Source organism: Sutcliffiella halmapala (assembly GCF_050107295.1).
In the GTDB taxonomy this organism is placed as follows: domain Bacteria; phylum Bacillota; class Bacilli; order Bacillales; family Bacillaceae_I; genus Sutcliffiella_A; species Sutcliffiella_A halmapala_A.
Genome location: NZ_JBNIKR010000008.1, coordinates 97,401 through 116,638, shown reverse-complemented (window position 1 = coordinate 116,638; position 19,238 = coordinate 97,401). Strand labels below are relative to the sequence as shown.

The following is a 19,238-nucleotide window of genomic DNA, read 5'->3' as shown; positions in this document are numbered from 1 at the left end:
CTACGATAGTATAAAACTATTTTCTCTTTTTACTGGAAAAAAACAAGAGAAATAAAACGCTTTCATGCCTGCTACCCTTTAAGTCTACTAGAAAACGGGAAATAATTCATGTCATTACACCGATTTTTTAAAAAATTGAGAAAAAATAAAAACTATACTATAATAGAGGGTATATTTTACATAAGGGGGAGTTGTAGATGAAAGTGGAAGCGCTACCAGTAACAAAGGGGAACTATAATCTCGAAGACTATCAACAAACCTACCAAAATTTCGATTGGGCAGAAGTGGAAAAGAGCTTCAGTTTTGCCGAAACAGGAAGAGTGAATGTGGCATACGAAGCAATTGACCGCCATGCCATGACTCACAGAAAGAACAAAGTGGCGCTTTACTACCGCGACCCGGAACGTGATGAAAAATACACGTTCAAGGAAATGAAGGAAATGTCCAACAAAGCGGGGAATATTCTTCGCCAGACATGTGATGTTGAAAAAGGGGACCGCGTATTCATTTTTATGCCACGTTCACCGGAGCTATATTTTGCGGCACTCGGGGCGATTAAATTAGGTGCCATCGTAGGGCCTTTATTCGAGGCTTTTATGGAAGGTGCCGTTAAAGACCGTTTGGAGGATAGTGAAGCGAAGGTGATCGTAACGACTCCTGAGCTTTTTAAGCGTATTCCGTTTGATGACCTGCCAGCATTAAAGCATGTTGTGCTGGTAGGGGAAAATGTAAAAGAGGAAGGACCGTTTATTGATTTTAATACACGCATGAAAGATGCGAGCAAAAAGCTGCAGATTGAATGGGTGGATAAGACGGACGGACTGGTTCTTCATTATACAAGTGGATCCACTGGCAAGCCCAAGGGTGTGCTGCACGTCCATAATGCGATGGTACAGCACTATCAAACCGCTAAATGGGTATTGGACCTAAAGGAAGAGGATGTATACTGGTGTACGGCCGACCCAGGTTGGGTGACAGGAACCGCATACGGTATATTCGGACCATGGTTGGCTGGCGCATCGAACGTCATCGTGGGAGGACGCTTCAGACCTGAGGCGTGGTATCAGACCATCGAGGACTTCGGCGTTTCTGTATGGTATAGCGCACCGACTGCGTTTCGTATGCTGATGGGTGCAGGGGACGAGGTAGTGAAGAAGTTTGACCTGACTTCGCTCCGCCACATCCTGAGTGTAGGCGAGCCTCTGAACCCAGAAGTAATTCGTTGGGGAGTAAAAGTTTTCAACCTACGTGTACATGATACATGGTGGATGACGGAAACAGGGGCACAACTGATCTGTAACTATCCTTGTATGGAAATCAAGCCGGGCTCAATGGGGAAACCGATCCCTGGTGTCGAAGCGGCAATCGTTGATGACCAAGGGAACGAGCTGCCTCCATACCGCATGGGTAACCTTGCCATCAAAAAAGGATGGCCATCCATGATGCACACAATCTGGAACAACAAGGAGAAATACGAATCCTATTTCATGCCGGGCGACTGGTATGTTTCAGGAGACTCCGCCTACATGGACGAGGAAGGCTACTTCTGGTTCCAAGGCCGAATCGATGATGTCATCATGACCTCCGGAGAACGCGTAGGACCATTTGAAGTGGAAAGCAAGCTTGTCGAGCATCCGGCTGTAGCGGAAGCGGGCGTAATCGGAAAACCTGATCCTGTCAGAGGGGAAATCATCAAGGCGTTCGTTGCGTTGCGAGATGGTCATGAAGCGACTGATGAACTGAAAGAGGAAATCCGCCAGTTCGTGAAACGCGGACTAGCGGCCCATGCAGCACCTAGTGAAATCGAGTTCCGTGATAAGCTCCCTAAGACACGAAGCGGGAAGATCATGCGCCGCGTGCTGAAAGCCTGGGAGCTTGACTTGCCGACTGGTGATTTATCGACGATGGAGGATTGATTTTCGGAGTTTTAAGCTGCGGCTTTGGAAGTTGACGAAGTCGATGAAATAGAGATTTGGAGCAGCCACCCCCTTTGGAGGGAGTGGCTGTTTTTTTGATGGGATGTTTTATTTCCCAACACATAAATTTCGTATTGCGAAACACTTCCCGCAAGCTTACAATAAATACAAGAACTAGAGAGTGGGGAAGCAGCATTGAGAAATCATAAGTTATTTTTATACACGAAGGCGTTATCTGATTTTGGTTCGTTTATGGACCTTATTGTGTTGAATGTTGTTGTTTATGCGGCTACGGGCAGTCCTGTATGGTTGGCTGCAACGATGATAGCCAGGACGGTTGGGGGAGTGCTGGCAAGCTTGGTCTCGGGTGTGGCTGCAGATAAATGGAACCGTAAATCGATTATGCTTGTTACGGATATTGCAAGGGCGGGGTTGATACTGCTGCTTATCCCGTTTCCGGATCCGGTAATGATAATCATCGTATCCTGTCTGATCGGGTTTATTAACAGTTTCTTTATGGTTAGTTTCAGTGCGGAGATTCCACAGATTTTCGGTCAGGATAAGATTATTGAGACCAATTCCCTTATCGCACGGCTTACCTCTGTCAGCCTGGTAACAGGTTTTATAGGAGCTGGTGTGATAACAGAAATGCTCGGATATAAATATACGCTGATGATTGATGCGGCTACATACCTTTTATCAGCACTGGTACTTTGGCGCCTGAAATGGAACATGGCACTATCTGAAACACGTGAAGCCGTAAGAGGGTTCAAACAAAACATTTATTCTATAGGGAAGGACATTTCCGAAGTGCTCGGTTATGTGAAAAGGGCTCCGATGCTTCTGAAGATTAATGTTGTCTTTCTGGTTGGAGCCTTTGCCGGAAGTTCCCATAACCTTGGTATTCCGTTGTTGGCGGAGGATATAAGTCCTGAGCGCCAAAGCTTTTATTACGGTTTGATCTGGGGAGTTTGGGGAATAGGATCTGTGCTTGCCACCTATACGATTCCTCGTCTAAGCATCATCAGAAGTGAAAAAATATATATGGTGTTTTTTGTATGCGCCATGTTCATGTCAATTGGATTTATTTCGTTTTTGTCCAGCACAATGGTTCCTGTTGTGCTAGGCTTTGCTTTCCTGACAGGTATCTTCGATGCAGGATTCACCACGCTTCATGCAAGTCTGCTTCAGAAAGCGGACAATTACATTCGTGGCAGGGTGTTCGCTGTGGGAATGCTTCTCAAGTCACTGGGATTTGCTCTTGGATTCTTTGCGGCTACAATACTGATAAGTAATATGAGTATGCCGCATATGGTGTGGATTCTTCACGGAACTTTAATCACTACATGTCTTATTGCCATAGGTATTTCTTTATTGCACTCTGCAAAAAAGAAGCAGGTACAGGTAGCAGGGGAGAGTTGAAAATATAAGAAAAAAAGCCCCGAGACAAATTTTGTCTCGGGGCTCTTCTTTAGATTAATCATCACCGTTGGAATCAGGTGGCGGATCGGTGGAGTTGTCGTCTCCGTCGTCATTTCCGTTTCCATTTCCTCCGCCATTATTGCCGCCTCCTGGTGGATTGGTTGGTGGCTTCGGATCAGGTTTTGGTTTCGGTTCTTCTTTCTTATCCGGATCTCCAAGTTTTGCTGAATTAGATGGAGAGGAAGTTTTTCCACTGGCATTGATCGCTACTACATAATAGAATCCAGTTCCTTGTGATAAGTTCGTACTTGTTGTTTTGCCTGCAGGAACAGAAGCAATTTTTTTGGCAGAGCTTGAACTGTTTGCAGCATGATACACATAATAGCCAATCACATCTTTTTCCGGACTTGCAGACCAGGAAAGTGTCGAGCCGGAGATGCTTATTCCGCCTACTTGCTTTGGAGCCTGGTTGTTGACCGGCAGTGGATCTGTAGATAGGACAGTAAGGTTATCAAAGATTGACTTGTTTTCCATATACTTTGCCAGCTCTTCAACATCTTTAATTTGTAGTTTCTTTAAGAAATCGGGCTTTAACATCGGCCCTTCTTTTACAAATTCAGAAGGTGTGGATCCGAGTGGCTCATATGCCACGCCGCCGATTTGAACGTACTTTCCAACCGTTAAGCTATCGTCCACTTTTGTCGGTGCGAATGCTGCGTTGAAGAGATCCTCACCAACGAGACCAGCTTGACGGCACAAATCGGATGGAAGCATGCCGGAAAGCTTACAGTAACTGCGCTTTACAATTCCGCCTGGCATCTGGAATCGTTGTGTTGGTGCAATATATTCCGGGTTTACTTCGTGGGCTGCATTCAATAATTGAGCCCATAGAACTTGGCTTCGTTGGGTTGGAGTATAACCTTTAACAGATTTTAGTACTCTTCTTTCATCATAACCCATCCACAAGCCAAAGGTTACATTTGGGTTCGATCCCATCATCCAAATATCTTGAGTATCTTGTGTGGTACCAGTTTTTCCTGCCCAATCAGCAGAGAATTGAAGGTTGTTTCTTGCCGGAATTGCAGTACCTCTGCTGAACACATCACGCATCGTATCAATCATAAGATAAGCTGTTTGTGGAGAGTAGATCTGAACAGGTTCCACTTTATGTTCATAAACGATTTCTCCATCACTTGTTTCAATTCTTTCAATCAAATAAGGTTCCACGTAGTTCCCGCCATTGGCGAATGTAACGTAGCCGCCGGTATTTTCTTCAACAGTTACTCCATAAGTGGGAGCACCCAATACTGCAGAAGGATATTCAGCATCGCCAGGTGTTAGTCCCGTGAATCCTTGCTTGTATAGAAATTCCATTGGTCGTTGAGGTAATATTTCCATATAACCTCTAATAGCTGATAAGTTATGTGAGAGTCTTACAGCATCACGTGCTGTTACAAGACCATTAAACTTATTATTCCAGTTAAAAGGTTCCCAATAGCTCCCGTCTGGCTGAGGAACTCGTAAAGGTATATCAGCCAAAATACTACCAGGCTGTAAAGTTCCCAATTCATAGGCTGGAGCATAGCCAAGTAAAGGCTTCATCGTGGATCCGTTGTGACGATAGGTGCTTGTTGCAAAATTGACGGATGATAACTCAAAGTCCCGGCCGCCAACAAAACTCTTAATGGCACCAGTCTTGTTATCAATCATGACAGCAGCCACTTGTTCTGCATTATTCTTCATCAATTCACCAGTTTCAGGATCCGTCTTTTCCTGATAATCAAAGGTTGCATCGAAATACTCGAAATTATCTTTCACTGCTTGCATCTTGTCATAAATATCCTTATCAATCGTGGTATAGATACGGTATCCTTTTTGTCTTAAAGCAGTATCTGCAAGCGATCGATATTGTTCCTTCAAATCTGGATTGTTTTCGAGGTCAGTTATTTCATATCCATCCTCAACGGCAAGCTGTTCCGAAATGATGTTCCTTGCTCTCTTTTCCAACTCAAACGTCACATGCGGATATTGTTCAATCGCTGAATTCGTTGGTGCAGTAAAATCCTTTGTGATGTCGTACGCAATAGCTTCCTCGTACTGCTCATCTGTTATCTTGCCCATCGCATTCATCCGGTGAAGCACATAACGCATTCTTTCAAGGCCTGGAGCCAATCCATCTACGTCTTTCACTTCTGCAGATCTAGTAAATGGCGTATAGGCGAATGGGCTTTGCGGAAGTCCGGCGATAAAGGCTGCTTGCGGAATGGAAAGCTCGCTGATATCGACGCCGAAGATTCCTTCTGCCGCCGTCTGTGCTCCTGCGATGTTTCTACCGGAAGAATCTCTTCCAAATGGGGAAACATTCAGGTAAGCTTCAAGTATCTCTTCTTTGCTGAAGTAGTTTTCCAGACGAAGGGCTAAAAGGATTTCCTTCGCTTTTCGGTCGAAGGATACCTCGTTGCTCAGCACCTGGTTCTTGATAAGCTGCTGTGTTAAGGTACTTCCCCCGGTCTGGTTGGCGGAGTTCGTCACTTCCTGGACAATGGCGCGGACAATCGCTTTTGGCACGACGCCTTCATGTTCAAAAAAGTACTCATCCTCGGTTGACACAAGGGCATTAATCAAATGCTCGGATACGTTTTCCAGGTCCACTTCCTCACGGAGAAGATCCGCGCGGTATTTTCCTAGGTACACATCGTTTGCAAAAAACATCTCTGTCGATTCTTCATAGTTGTAAATGTTTTTCCTCATATCTTCATAGGAACGGACTTCTTCATCTTTTACGAGTGCTGCAAAGTATCCTGCACCTGCACCACCTGCAAAGGATGCTCCGATCAATCCGATGACAAGGAAAATCAAGATTAGATTCCACACTACTAAATATGTAATGTTTGCGCCCTTTTTCGTGTATTTATTGACGAAAATTTGATAAAAGGACTGCGTTTTTTCTTTGAACTTGTCGTAGTTTGACATAATTTATCTACCCCCCGGCAAATCATACTAATTATAGCATATTGCGGATTTCAAGCGACAAACTTTTTACTTTTTCCAGGATTTTGTTGACACTGGGCTTGCTCTTATGATAAAAAGACTGTATATTATTTTTAACATAAGAGCGTAGACAGGAAAGAGTAGTGTATATGGGCTTGCTTAAAGAGAGCTGATGGTTGGTGCGAATCAGTACACCCTTATAGATGAATTACCTCCTTGAGCATCTTTTGGGAACGGCTAAGTTTGGGCCTAGTAGCAAAAGACGGTGAGAACCGTTACATTTTTGAGTGGGAAAGCATATTGCTTTTCAATTAGGGTGGTACCGCGTATAAACTCGTCCCTTCTGTTACGGAGGGATGGGTTTTTTTGTGTTTATTTTTAACAAAAGGAGCAAAAAACATGAACTTATTAGAAGATTTAAAATTTAGAGGCTTAGTGAATCAAGTTACAGATGAAGAGGGATTGGTGAAGCTTTTATCCGAGGAGAAGGTGAAATTATACTCCGGCTTCGACCCGACCGGTGATAGCTTGCATATTGGCCACTTGCTTCCAATCTTGACGTTGAAAAGATTCCAGCAGGCAGGTCACCATCCAATTGCCTTGGTTGGTGGAGCAACGGGATTGATTGGGGATCCAAGCGGGAAGAAAGCGGAACGTACGTTGAATACGTCCGATATCGTAGTGGAGTGGTCCAACCGTATCAAAAATCAACTTTCACAATTCCTGGATTTCAAAGCTAATGAAAACCCTGCGGTAATCGCGAATAATCACGATTGGATCGGCGAAATGAATGTCATCACCTTCCTGCGTGATGTCGGGAAAAATTTCGGCCTGAATTATATGCTTGCAAAAGATTCCGTGCAATCCCGTATTGAGTCAGGAATCTCCTACACGGAATTCAGCTACATGATCCTTCAATCATTGGACTTTTTACATTTATACAAAGAGGAAAACTGTAAGATTCAAATAGGTGGAAGTGACCAATGGGGGAACATCACTGCCGGCCTTGAGTTGATTCGTAAGTCTGAGGAGAATGCAAAGGCATTCGGATTGACGATTCCTCTTGTAACGAAAGCGGATGGTACGAAATTCGGTAAAACGGAAGGCGGCGCGGTCTGGTTGGATCGTGAAAAGACTTCTCCATACGAGTTCTACCAGTTCTGGATCAACACAGATGATCGTGATGTAGTGAAATACTTGAAGTTCTTCACATTCTTATCTCACGAAGAAATCGTGGAGCTGGAAAAGGAATTGCAGGAAGCTCCTGAAAAACGCTCAGCGCATAAGCGTCTGGCGGAAGAAGTGACGAAATTGGTACACGGGAAGTCATCCCTTGAGCAGGCGATCCGTATTTCTAAAGCGCTGTTCAGCGGAAGCATCTCGGAATTGACCGCAGAAGAAATCAAGCAGGGATTTGCAGATGTTCCTTCCTTTACAATTGAAAACGAAGAGCAGCTGCAACTCGTCGAATTGCTGGTAGCAAGCAAGATTGCCCCATCCAAGCGCCAGGCCCGAGAAGACATCACAAACGGTGCCATTTCCATCAATGGCGAGAAAGTGCAGGACCTATCCTATGTACTAGGAGAAGCCGATCGTATTGAAAGTCAATTTACCGTAATCAGAAGAGGGAAGAAGAAGTACTTCCTAATTAAATACTAAAGTTAGTGGAAAGAGGTGGATAAAATGTCCGCCTCTTTTTGTAAAGTAATTGCTTTTATGTATCTAGCTGTTGATTGGAGCAATAGGCGAAGACTCCTGCGGGAGGTAGCGTTTAGTGGAGACCCCACAGGCGAAGCCGAGGAGGCTCCACAAACGCCCCGCGGAAAGCGCAGCCTAGTGCGGAAATCAACAGCGGTCTTTAAAGGGGAGAAACAAAAAAACACCACCGAAATCCGGTGGTGTTTCTTATCATTAACGAGAGTAGAACTCAACGATTAGAGCTTCGTTAATTTCAGCAGCTAACTCGGAACGCTCAGGTAAACGAGTGAAAGTTCCTTCTAAAGCGTCAGCATTGAAAGTAAGGTATTCTGGAACGAAGTTGTTTACTTCGATAGATTCCTTGATTGTGCTTAGGTTACGTGATTTTTCACGAACACCGATTGTTTGACCAGCTTTCACGCGGAAAGATGGGATGTCTACGCGAGCTCCATCAACCGTGATGTGACCGTGGTTAACTAATTGGCGAGCTCCACGACGAGTGCGAGCTAGACCTAAACGGTAAACTACGTTGTCTAAACGAGATTCTAAAAGAACCATGAAGTTTTCACCGTGCTTACCTTGCAACTTGCCAGCAGCATCGAAAAGGCTACGGAATTGACGTTCATTTACACCGTACATGTGGCGTAATTTTTGTTTTTCTTGTAATTGTAAACCGTACTCAGAAATCTTTCTGCGTTGGTTTGGACCATGCTGTCCAGGAGCGTAAGGACGCTTTTCTAATTCCTTACCTGTTCCGCTTAATGAAATGCCTAGACGGCGAGAAAGTTTCCAACTTGGACCTGTATAACGAGCCATGAATGACTCCTCCTTCGTGTTATTATTTGTTGTAAAATAATAACAGATGCGACTAATCTACCCGACCATTTTGTTTTCATGTATCCTCGCTCTGCAGCAAAGAGTTACACGATACACCTCCGTTTTTATGGAACGGGGAACAAAATGAATCAACATAGCATACCACATAGGCTGCAATATTTTACACAAAGGCTATTATATCGGAAAAATGTATAGGAAGTCAAGGATAGAATCGAATAGTTTTGGGGAAGGGTGTTTGCAGTGCATTTATTATACCACAACCAGGAAGCCGGCAATAATTTCGTAAACGTGCGTGTTCGTACTTATAGCTCCTATGTTATAATTTTCAATACAAACGCCTCGAGGAGAAATAAACATGTACAAAGAATCGAAAAAAGAAAAAATGATTCGCTTTCTTATTATAGGAGTTATCGGGATTACAACCTTGTATTTGTTTTCCATAAAATATGGTACCGAGGAAGAAAAGGAAATGGCGAATCCCCAAAAATCCTTCCAACCGATGGCTGTGGTCGTCCAGGAGAAAGATCAACAAAATCAGACCCCGGTCATTGCAATTGTAAAAGAACATGAAGAGAAGCCAATTCTTGTTACCTATAAGATAGATGAAAAAGATAATTACAAGTTTGACACGATAAATGCCATCGAGCTGGAGACTCATCCGACTCAACTTGAATATGATCCAAACTCCAAAGGTGTATGGCTGAAAACCGATGAAGAATGGATGTTCTATAATGAAGAGTTAAAAGTGGAAAAAGGTGTAAAAAAAGAGGAGAATGAAGAAAAGAAAGATTATCAAGTCGCTATAGAAGAGACAGATACGGAACAGTATGTGGTAAAACTATCCAACGAATCGGGTTTTATCATTCAGAAATCTTTTGACGAAAAACCGATCTCGGTACATAAACTTTCGGATAAGCATGATCTGTGGCTTGTCTTGTTTGAAAAAGATACTGTTTTGTTAATTCCTTAAAATAATACTAGGAAAATTTAACCTGTTGCCGTTATAATATAGGTAAATAGTAATGTAAAAGGTGAAAAAAATGGAATCGACTAAAAAAATTCTTGAAATAAAAAGCAGAATATTAGATTTTTTTCTTTCGTCTTCTAATCTTACACAAGCTACATTTCTCACCATGCTGCAATCCATCCTAAAAGAAGAGCTGAAGGCGAATTCGGTCACCGTTACAATGGAAGAGTTTTCACCCATCTACGATCAGCTCAGAGTGAGGGAAATGGGTGCAGTTTACCATAAAACTCTTGAAGCAGGGGCAAGTGACTGGGGAAATGTCAACCTGCCTCTCTATGGGGACAAGGATTTTTTGGGTGCAGTAGAATTGCAATTTACCTCTCCATTACCTCTTTCGCTAGAAAGCTTTGACGAGTTATCAAAAGAACTTTCCACAATCTTTCAACAATACAACCAATACATACATACTAGATTTGAAGAGAAGCAATACGAAGAATTGTATAAAGTGACTTCCAAATTCCATTCTTCCATGAGGGTGGAAGGCATACTATCTGAAATTATCGAAATATTACGAAATACGTATGAGGATTTTTCCTATTTGCTGTTGCTTACATCGGATAATGATGACCTGCAGCATCTGCCGGTAAAAAAATTGGATTTCGATGACTCTAATATGAGCGCAATGAATGCCTATGTGACTGGGGAAGTTCAGCTTGAGAACTGTATCAGGGATAGAAGAACCTATATTTATGTTCCGATAAAAGGGGAGCAGGGGATCTATGGCGTATTGCAGATCATCTCCCTGGATTCATACTATTTGCCTGAAAAAGAGCTGAAATTTATCACTTTGCTTGCCAACGCAACCGGAACAGCCCTGGAAAATGCACAACTGTATGAGCAATCGAAGCAAGTCATTTCCGATCTACAGCTGATCAATGAGACCTCCCATCAGTTGAATTCCAACCTGAGGCTTCAGGAAGTTACGGCATATATGATCAAGAAAATCATGCATTTCTTCGAGGCAAAAGAAGCGGCATTCGTCCTATATAAAGCGGGAGGGGCAGAGGTGTTGCCAGGGTCCACCGAATTTTTCCAGCAGGAGGATATCGGAGTATATTTATCCCATATGCAGGGTTATGTATATTCAGATGGAGAACCGCTTTTTATCGGGGATTTACGTGTACATGAGCGGCTTTCCGATCTGCCGTTTTGTTCCTGTATGATTATTCCGATGCATGCCTCCAACGGCATTAAAGGAGCATGTGTCGTTACGCACACATTGCCCTATTTTTTCAGCTTTGAGCAATTTAAGCTTCTTCAATCGCTTATTCACCATTCAACGCTTGCATTCAGTAATTCAATGCTGCGGGAGGAATTGGAGAAGTACGTGATCACGGACTACTTGACTAAGCTTTATTCAAGAAAATATTTGGACGAAAAAATAAAGAAATCAATGAAGCACGATTCCTATGGAACCTTTATTCTATTGGATATTGATGATTTTAAAAGGGTCAATGATACATTCGGTCACCAGATTGGGGATACCATCCTGATGCAGGTCGCCGCAATCATCAACGCAAGTATTCGAGAAACGGATATTGGCGCTAGGTGGGGTGGGGAGGAATTGGCCATTTACCTTCCGAAAATTGATTTGGCACTAGGTGAGCAGATTGCCGGTCGCATCATCAAGAAAATTGAAGAACAGACTTCTCCTGCCGTGACGGTTTCCTGCGGACTATCCTTCTGGAAAAAAGGACTGAACGATTCCGCGCGCGACCTCTTTCATAGGGCTGATTTTGCCCTTTTGAAAGCAAAAGATTTAGGTAAAAACCAGCTATGCATCGAGTCAGAGGAATATTGTGGATAAAATTAGCGGCCGGCTGAATCGGCCGCTTTTTTAAATGAATTCCATCATTTGCAGTTTTCCTAGGAAAAGTACTACAGTAAAAGAAAACGCTTTCATTTTTTGGTATTTTGCCATATGCTAGTTATGGATGTGATATTTGAAGGGAGAAATTTTTATGGAAAAGAAAAATGCAAGGTTTGAGACAGAAGTTGTCCATCATGGATATGACAGCTCCATTTATCACGGGAGCTTGGCGCCACCAATCTTTCAAACTTCTACTTTTTCCTTTCAAACGGCAGAACAAGGGGAAAAACGGTTTGCGGGCGAACAGGAAGGGTACATCTATTCAAGACTCGGAAATCCGACAGTAAAGATGCTCGAGGATAGAATTGCTGCGCTTGAAAATGGGGAAGCGGGATTGGCTTTTGGTTCCGGAATGGCGGCAGTTTCTGCAGTACTGATTGCCCTGACGAGAAGCAATGGACATATTTTGTGTTCTCAGGGGATATATGGCTGTACATTTGGATTATTGCAGCTTCTTAAAAACAAATATGAGGTGGACCACAGCTTCTGCAGCATGCAAACAGAAGCGGAAATCAGGGATGCTATTCGTCCTGAAACCACTTGCATCTATATAGAAACACCGATAAATCCTACGATGGTGCTGATCGATATCGAATTGGTGGTGTCGATTGCGAAGGAATATGGTATCAAAGTGGTGGTGGACAATACATTCTGTTCTCCATATTTGCAGCAGCCTATGGACATCGGCTGCGACATCATCATCCATAGTGCCACTAAATATATTGGCGGTCATGGAGATGTCATCGCAGGTTTGATTGTAGGCTCCAAGGAAATGATTCAAGAGATATCCATGACCACACTGAAGGATATTGGCGGTGTCATGTCACCATTTGATGCGTGGCTGTTGATCAGAGGGTTAAAAACTTTGCATGTGCGTATGGACCGCCATTGCGACAATGCAGAGTACGTCATTGAACAATTGAAGGGTCATGAGGCAATTGAAAGCGTCTATTATCCTGGCGATCAACACAATCCATCCTACTCCATTATGAAAAAACAGATGAAGCGTGGTGGCGGACTTATATCTTTTACCATAAAAGGTGGAAAAGTAAAGGCTCAGAAACTGCTGAATGAGTTGAATCTGATAAAGATTGCAGTAAGCCTTGGGGATGCAGAAACGTTGATTCAGCATCCTGCTACCATGACACATGCAGTTGTACCAAAGGAAAACAGGGAGCAGATGGGGATTACTGATAGTCTGATCCGCCTTTCCGTGGGTCTTGAAGCGAAGGAAGATATCTGGAACGACCTGAAACAGGCATTGGATAAAATCGTATAAAACAGAAAAGTGCCAAGACCCCTGTTAATAAAACTGGAGCTTGGCACTTTTTTTAAATGGTTTTTCGCATATTTTGTTGCTTTTCGTATGCGATTATAAGCCGTAATATTACTCGTCATCGTGCTCTTTTCTAGTTTGGATTATTGGTTCAGCAATAAACTTTAAGTAATTAATGCAGTAAAAAATCCAAAAGCCGATTTTTTACGAACAAAAGCAACAAACTTTACGAAAAGAGCCTTTTTAATTTGCCAGAAGTACCTCAACGAACTTCTCGAGGTATTTTCGGTCCACTTCATCAAAGCGTTCTTTGATGGGGCTGTCGATATCGAGTACCCCGATGACTTTTCCATCCTTCACCATTGGCACCACAATTTCCGATTGGGACGCGGCGTCACAGGCAATATGTCCCGGAAAAGCGTGAACGTCTGCAACAAGCTCCGTTTTTGCATTCGCTGCTGCTGTGCCGCAAACTCCACGGCCGAAAGGAATTCGTACACATGCAGGGAGGCCTTGGAATGGACCCAGTACCAGCATGCTTTCGCCTTCAGTCAGGTAGAAGCCTACCCAGTTGATCCGATCCAGGAAGACATTTAACAGCGCGGAGGCGTTGGAAAGGTTGGCGATGAAACTTGGCTCATCTGCAATCAAAGCCTGCAGCTGTTTGATGACCAGTTCGTAATTTTCTTCTCGAGTTCCTTTGTAGTTTTCGACTTGAAACATCATAATCCCCTCACTTTTTCCTAATAAAATGCGGAATTACCAAACTATAAGTAGAATTCCTATGTACTTTGTCGACATTTAATAAAAGGATATACGCTCCACGGCTAGAAATCAATAAAAGAGAATCACCAAAAGGGGTGAAAAGGATGGAATCGACCAAAGAGAGAATAATAGAAGCAGCTGTTCATCTATTTAATACAAATGGTTTTTCAGGTACCTCAATTCGAGAAATCGCTAAAAAGGCAAAGGTCAATGTTGCACATATATCCTATTATTTTACAAACAAGGCAGGGCTACAGGAGTATCTGCTTGCAGCTTTTCTGGAAGAATATCTGTCCGTCCTGGAGCAAGTCTATAAAAAGATGAACATTCTATCAGCGCAGGAATGTGTCATTCTTACAGTGAATAATGTGATGAGTTTTCATCGTGACAATCGCCAGTTGGCAAGATATGTTTACAGGGAAATTACGCTCGATACCACATTGGTACGGGAAGTGATGACCACCTACCTGATGAAGGAGAAATATTATTTGCAATTGTTTTTTGAAAAAGGCAAGAAGAACAAAGAATTTCAGCCTATTTCCATTCCTCTTGCGGTGATGCAGCTGAAAAGTATGATCAGTATGCCATTTTTACAAGCTCAGTATTTGGCTGAAGTGTGGCATGTGATGCCGTATGAGACACAAACGGTCGATCTTTACCAGAAGAAGATCATTGAATGGCTCGAGCATTCCGTCTTCTCAAGCAGGGTTGTGGACAGGATTGCCCTCTAATCAAGAAGAGTCCCCTCCAGCTGTTGATATCCCTGCATTAATCCCTTTGCGCTGTGGGCGTCCGATCCATAGACTAGAGGGATTTTTCTTTTATATGCCTCCAATGCGATTGACGCCGGTGGATAGGAATCCAAACAAAGTGGCTTAGTGAAACCTGCGCCATTATAGTCAAGTTCGTATCCTTTATCCGCAAGGATGTCCAAAATTGGCAGCACATAGCCAGAAAGATCCTGGTCATTTGGGAATTTGCCCTTGAACTTTTCAACTAGCGTGATATGACCGATCCGACCTGGTTTATATTTCCCGAGATCTGTAACAATGGATTTTTTCAGAGTGGAGAAATATGCTTCATAAACCTTGCTTAATCCTCCAAAAATCTGAATCATCTCCTCAAAGATTTCCTCACTGAAATCCATGCAATAGAACGATTCCCCAAACCTTAAAAAATGAACAGATAGTATGCTGTCATCCAATAAGGGACCATATTCATCGAGAAAAGAGGCAGTTTCTTTTTCATAGCCCTCAATAAAGTCCACTTCCAAACCGATATTAACCTTTAGTGCTGAAGAATAGTAAGTTTTCAACCTACATAACTCCTCCAAATAAGCAGACATTTGGTCTAGTGACATCGCACTGTCTTTTTCCGGTGTTGGATCAATGAAATTCTTTGGTAATGGAGCATGTTCCGTAAAGGAAATTTCCCGGTAATTCAAGGCGATAGCCTGTTCGATATACGACACAAGTGGATCTGTGCTACCATGGGGACAATAGGGGGTATGTACGTGTTTATCGATAATCATCAACCTTGCCTCCAATACTTGAAGAAATATGTAAAAAATTTTAAAATATTGGTCAAAAAATGTCGTTTACATGGTATCATAAATACATTGAATTATAAATAGAATGGGCATGTTTTATACATGTTTACCATCCAGAACAAAATATTTTAATAAAGAGTGGCTACAATGGCAGTTCTAGTTTCGAACCATATATAAATTAGCATGCGATCAAAAGGAAGAATGGCCTTGATCGTCTTACATAATGGCTTTGTTTAAGAAGAGAGCAGTTATAAGTGAAAATTAGCTGTTGATTGGAGCAATAGGCGAAGAATCCGGCGGGTGTTGCATTTAGTGGAGACCCCACAGGCGAAGCCGAGGAGGCTCTCGTAAGCCCGCGGAAAGCGCAGCCTATAGCGGAAATTAACAGCGGTGTTCAACCAGCTTACATAATAAAAGTTCAGTTAATCGTTACAACCATCCAGGCCAAAGGGGATTAGGTATGAAAATAATCATTGGAGTACTAGTAGCAGTAATTATATTTGTCATTTTCAGTTATCTAAGAAGAAAGAAGATTTATGCGGAAGTAGATCGGTTGGAAACGTGGAAGGTATCGATTATGAATAAGCCCGTTTCTGAAGAGCTGTCAAAAGTGAAAGATCTTAACATGACCGGGCAGACAGAAGAGCTCTTTGAGAATTGGCGCTATCAATGGGATGATATCCTGTCCTCCGAATTACAGAGCATTGAAGAATATCTGTTTGATGCAGAGGATCTTGTCGATAAATACCGTTTCAAAAAGGCGAAAGATGTCCTTGCTAGGGCAAATCAGAAGCTTGAAGGCATTGAGGATAAAATCAAGTCCATATTTGATGAACTGGATGAGCTGATCGGCAGCCAAGCGAAAAGCGTGGAACAAATCGACATGTTGGAAGTCACTTATACGGAATTAAAAAAGAAACTGTTAAACCAGCGCCATCAATACGGGAGTACGACAGCCCTTTTGGAAAAGGAAGTCGATCACCTTCAGCAAACCTTCCTTGAATTTCATGATAGTATGAACAATGGTAATTATTTGGAAGCGAGAGGGTTAGTGCAAAAGCTGGAAAAAGAAATCGAAGCATTTGAATTTAAAATAGCGAATATCCCAAGTCTATTGGTCGATTGTCAGTCCGTCCTGCCAAGCCAGCTGGCCGAGGTGGAAACTGGCTATAAGGAAATGCTGCAAGAGGGATACATACTTGATCATGTTAAATTGGAAGAAAATGTAGAAAGTCTGAAAGAAAAGACAAAGCATATCACCAATCTTCTTTTTGAAACAAAAGTGGCGGAAGCAAAAGAAGGCATAGAGCTTATGAAAGAGGAAATGGATAAGCTCTATGACAACATTGAAAATGAAGTGATTGCCAAACACTACATTGTGAAGGAGTTGCCTGTTGTCGAAACGGTGTTGCATAACCTATCCGAGGCAAGCGCAAAATCCAAGGAAGAAACCTATGTAGTACAGGAGAGCTATCGCCTGCAGGAAGAAGACATTCAAACCCAACGTAAAATAGAACATTCCATGCTGGCTCTTGTCGATCGTTATGAGAAACTCAGTTCTCATCTGGAAAACCAGACGATAGCATTCTCCATCCTCAAAGAAGAGCTCGAGGATATTTGCGAACAGATTAACTCCCTGCAAGAAATACATCAACAGTACACGGAGATATTGCAGGCTTTGAGAAAAGATGAAATGGCCGCAAGAGACCAATTGGCAACTTTGCGCAAAATGCTATTGGAAGTGAAAAGGGAAATCGAAAAGAGCAACATGCCTGGACTTCCGGAAACCGTTTATCAGGAGCTGACAGCAGCAAGTGAGCAGCTGAAAGCAGTCAAGGAAAAGTTGGAGGAAAAGCCGCTGAACATTATTGAAGTGAATGCCATCTTACATCAGGCTTTCACTTTAGTGGAAAAATGCTATGCCGATTGTACGGACATATTAGACCATGCCTATCTGGCAGAGAATATCATACAATATGGCAACAGATATAGAAGCAAGCATGCTTTCGTCCATGAAAGCTTGATAGAAGCGGAACAACTATTCAGAAACTATGAATACAAAAACGCGTTGGAAGAAGCGGCTACTGCGCTTGAGAAAGTGGAGCCAGGCGTACTGAAGAAAATAGAGCAGATCTTGGAAAAGGAGAGCTAAGAACGTGACGACCTTAAGGTTCTTGCTTATCGGATTACTGGTTGTAAGTGGGGCGGCGACATGGTTTTTGGTTTATCATTCTTTGGCAACCATTAAGGATCAGCCTTTGACCGTGCAGAAGCATTCATTGAAAAAGAATCTGGAAGCAGAACCACTTTCCCTTATTATTCAGGACCCGAAAGATGTTCAAACGTTTCATTCAGGCGTCTATGGCTTAACCTATAAAGACGTCACTGAACTCCAGGCAGAAAACCAGCGTGTATCCATTGATGAGTTGCTTACCTATGTAGAAAGAAAAAAGATCAGATAAAAAAACTCCGCTTGGCAACCCAAGTGGAGTTTTTTTATTATGCAATACTTTCCGAACGTTTACTTCTTGGCATCAGGTTTCCAATTGCCATTCCAATTAAAGCACCGATGATGGCAGGAACTAACCAGCCAACTCCAACGCTATAAAATGGGAGAACACTAAAGATATCTTGAAGGAATATAATATTGATATTCGCAATGGCCAATCCATCGACAAAGCTTATAATTCCCGTAAACAGTAGTGCGAAGCTATATACATACGATTCATTTTTCCAGCGATAGAAGGATAAGAGAATCAATACAATCGCTAATGGATAAATCATGATCAGTACAGGCAATGAGACTGCGATAAGCTGATTTAAACCGAAATTCGCCACAATCAAGCTGAAAATGCTTAATATCGCAACAAATATTTTATAGGAGATGGAAGGGAACACTTTTACGAAAAACTGGCTTGTTGCAGATACTAACCCAACAGATGTGGTCAGGCAAGCAAAAGTAATGGCAAGCGCAAGAATAACAGTACCTAAGGAACCGAACAGATAGTTTGCAGAACCTGATAAAATTTGCCCTCCATTATCTGCTGCTCCTACAACATTTGTACTGGTAGCTCCTAAATAGGAGAGTCCGCCGTATACCAGGGTCAATCCTATTGCTGCAATGAATCCGGCTTTCATACAAAGGGAGGTAATAGTTTTTTTATCGGTAACCCCTTTGTCCTTGATGGCCGAAATCACGACAATTCCGAAAACTAATGCTGCAATGGTATCCATCGTAAGATATCCTTCCAAAAATCCTTTGAAAAATGGAGAATTCGCATATGCTTCCGAGGGGTTTTGCAGCTCTCCCATCGGGGTCACGATGCTTTTAATAACTAATATTCCAATTACCCCTAATAGAAGGGGTGTCAATATTTTACCGATTCGATCTACAAGCTTGGTTGGATTCAGTGCAAGAAAATACGTGATAGCAAAAAATCCAATTGTATAGATGAATAAAGGCCAGCCCACCGGATTAACGGATTCCGGTAAAAATGGAGTAGCACCAATTTCAAAAGCTACCGTACCAGTACGTGGAATTCCGAAGAATGGTCCAATCGCCAAGTACATGATGAACGTAAAAATAATTCCGAAAATTGGGTTGACACGATTAGCAAGTGTCTGCAGGTCACCACCGGTATATGCTATCGCCATGACACCGAGTAGTGGCAATCCGACTCCGGTAATTAAAAATCCTATAACCGCCGTACCTACACTAGTCCCAGCTGCCTGCCCCATCAATGGCGGGAAAATCATGTTTCCGGCTCCCAGGAATAGGGCAAAAAGCATTAAGCCTAATATGAGAACATCCTTATTGGAATATAGTTTTTGTTGCATAAGTGAACCTCCTGATGACAAGAAATAATGAATACGTTTACATACTATCA

Annotated in this window: 14 protein-coding genes and 1 other annotated feature; of the genes, 9 read left to right on the top strand and 5 right to left on the bottom strand. The window is 42.6% G+C overall.

Features of this window, described 5'->3' with window-relative positions; all coding sequences use genetic code 11:
- The first annotated feature begins 197 nt into the window (after nt 1–197).
- Complete coding sequence (gene acsA, locus ACQCT5_RS14550) at nt 198–1,916, top strand: acetate--CoA ligase (RefSeq protein WP_499642723.1); 1,719 nt, start codon at nt 198–200, stop codon at nt 1,914–1,916.
- A gap of 195 nt (nt 1,917–2,111) precedes the next feature.
- Nucleotides 2,112–3,338 (top strand): MFS transporter, encoded by a 1,227-nt coding sequence (locus ACQCT5_RS14545; RefSeq protein WP_499642722.1) that lies wholly within the window; start codon nt 2,112–2,114, stop codon nt 3,336–3,338.
- A gap of 54 nt (nt 3,339–3,392) precedes the next feature.
- On the opposite strand, the gene ACQCT5_RS14540 is transcribed toward ACQCT5_RS14545, so the two are convergent.
- Nucleotides 3,393–6,311, bottom strand: a complete 2,919-nt coding sequence (locus tag ACQCT5_RS14540; RefSeq protein WP_499642721.1) for a transglycosylase domain-containing protein — start codon at nt 6,309–6,311, stop codon at nt 3,393–3,395.
- A 136-nt stretch (nt 6,312–6,447) separates the two neighbouring features.
- Nucleotides 6,448–6,674 (top strand) — a binding site (T-box leader).
- A 54-nt stretch (nt 6,675–6,728) separates the two neighbouring features.
- Here ACQCT5_RS14540 and tyrS point away from each other — a divergent pair.
- Nucleotides 6,729–7,988: a tyrosine--tRNA ligase gene (gene tyrS, locus ACQCT5_RS14535; protein ID WP_499642720.1), complete on the top strand. Its 1,260-nt coding sequence runs from the start codon at nt 6,729–6,731 to the stop codon at nt 7,986–7,988.
- A gap of 252 nt (nt 7,989–8,240) precedes the next feature.
- On the opposite strand, the gene rpsD is transcribed toward tyrS, so the two are convergent.
- Nucleotides 8,241–8,843 (bottom strand): 30S ribosomal protein S4, encoded by a 603-nt coding sequence (gene rpsD, locus ACQCT5_RS14530; protein ID WP_499642719.1) that lies wholly within the window; start codon nt 8,841–8,843, stop codon nt 8,241–8,243.
- A 376-nt stretch (nt 8,844–9,219) separates the two neighbouring features.
- On the opposite strand from rpsD, the gene ACQCT5_RS14525 reads away from it, so the two are divergent.
- The 3 genes from ACQCT5_RS14525 (at nt 9,220) to megL (ending at nt 13,040) form a co-directional block, all read left to right on the top strand.
- Nucleotides 9,220–9,834 carry a hypothetical protein gene (locus ACQCT5_RS14525; RefSeq protein WP_499642718.1) on the top strand — a complete coding sequence of 205 codons (615 nt, stop codon included), beginning with the start codon at nt 9,220–9,222 and terminating at the stop codon, nt 9,832–9,834.
- Between the two features lie 70 nt (nt 9,835–9,904).
- The gene (locus tag ACQCT5_RS14520) at nt 9,905–11,698 is read left to right on the top strand and encodes a sensor domain-containing diguanylate cyclase (protein ID WP_499642717.1); all 1,794 of its coding nucleotides are present in this window, start codon (nt 9,905–9,907) and stop codon (nt 11,696–11,698) included.
- A 154-nt stretch (nt 11,699–11,852) separates the two neighbouring features.
- A complete protein-coding gene (gene megL / locus ACQCT5_RS14515; protein ID WP_499642716.1) occupies nt 11,853–13,040 on the top strand; it encodes a methionine gamma-lyase in 1,188 nt (395 codons plus the stop codon).
- A 240-nt stretch (nt 13,041–13,280) separates the two neighbouring features.
- On the opposite strand, the gene ACQCT5_RS14510 is transcribed toward megL, so the two are convergent.
- Nucleotides 13,281–13,760, bottom strand: a complete 480-nt coding sequence (locus ACQCT5_RS14510) for a GAF domain-containing protein (RefSeq protein WP_499642828.1) — start codon at nt 13,758–13,760, stop codon at nt 13,281–13,283.
- A gap of 146 nt (nt 13,761–13,906) precedes the next feature.
- On the opposite strand from ACQCT5_RS14510, the gene refZ reads away from it, so the two are divergent.
- Nucleotides 13,907–14,533, top strand: a complete 627-nt coding sequence (refZ, locus tag ACQCT5_RS14505; protein ID WP_499642715.1) for a forespore capture DNA-binding protein RefZ — start codon at nt 13,907–13,909, stop codon at nt 14,531–14,533.
- On the opposite strand, the gene hisJ is transcribed toward refZ, so the two are convergent.
- Nucleotides 14,530–15,333, bottom strand: coding sequence for a histidinol-phosphatase HisJ (gene hisJ / locus ACQCT5_RS14500; protein WP_499642714.1), 804 nt, complete (start codon nt 15,331–15,333; stop codon nt 14,530–14,532). The genes refZ and hisJ overlap by 4 nt on opposite strands.
- A gap of 478 nt (nt 15,334–15,811) precedes the next feature.
- Here hisJ and ezrA point away from each other — a divergent pair, with 478 nt between their 5' ends.
- Together ezrA and ACQCT5_RS14490 are read left to right on the top strand one after the other, a co-directional pair.
- Nucleotides 15,812–17,503, top strand: coding sequence for a septation ring formation regulator EzrA (gene ezrA, locus ACQCT5_RS14495; RefSeq protein ID WP_499642713.1), 1,692 nt, complete (start codon nt 15,812–15,814; stop codon nt 17,501–17,503).
- A 4-nt stretch (nt 17,504–17,507) separates the two neighbouring features.
- Nucleotides 17,508–17,813: a hypothetical protein gene (locus ACQCT5_RS14490; RefSeq protein ID WP_499642712.1), complete on the top strand. Its 306-nt coding sequence runs from the start codon at nt 17,508–17,510 to the stop codon at nt 17,811–17,813.
- A 37-nt stretch (nt 17,814–17,850) separates the two neighbouring features.
- Here ACQCT5_RS14490 and brnQ read toward each other — a convergent pair whose 3' ends face one another.
- Nucleotides 17,851–19,188: a branched-chain amino acid transport system II carrier protein gene (brnQ, locus tag ACQCT5_RS14485; protein ID WP_499642711.1), complete on the bottom strand. Its 1,338-nt coding sequence runs from the start codon at nt 19,186–19,188 to the stop codon at nt 17,851–17,853.
- Nucleotides 19,189–19,238: the final 50 nt, after the last annotated feature.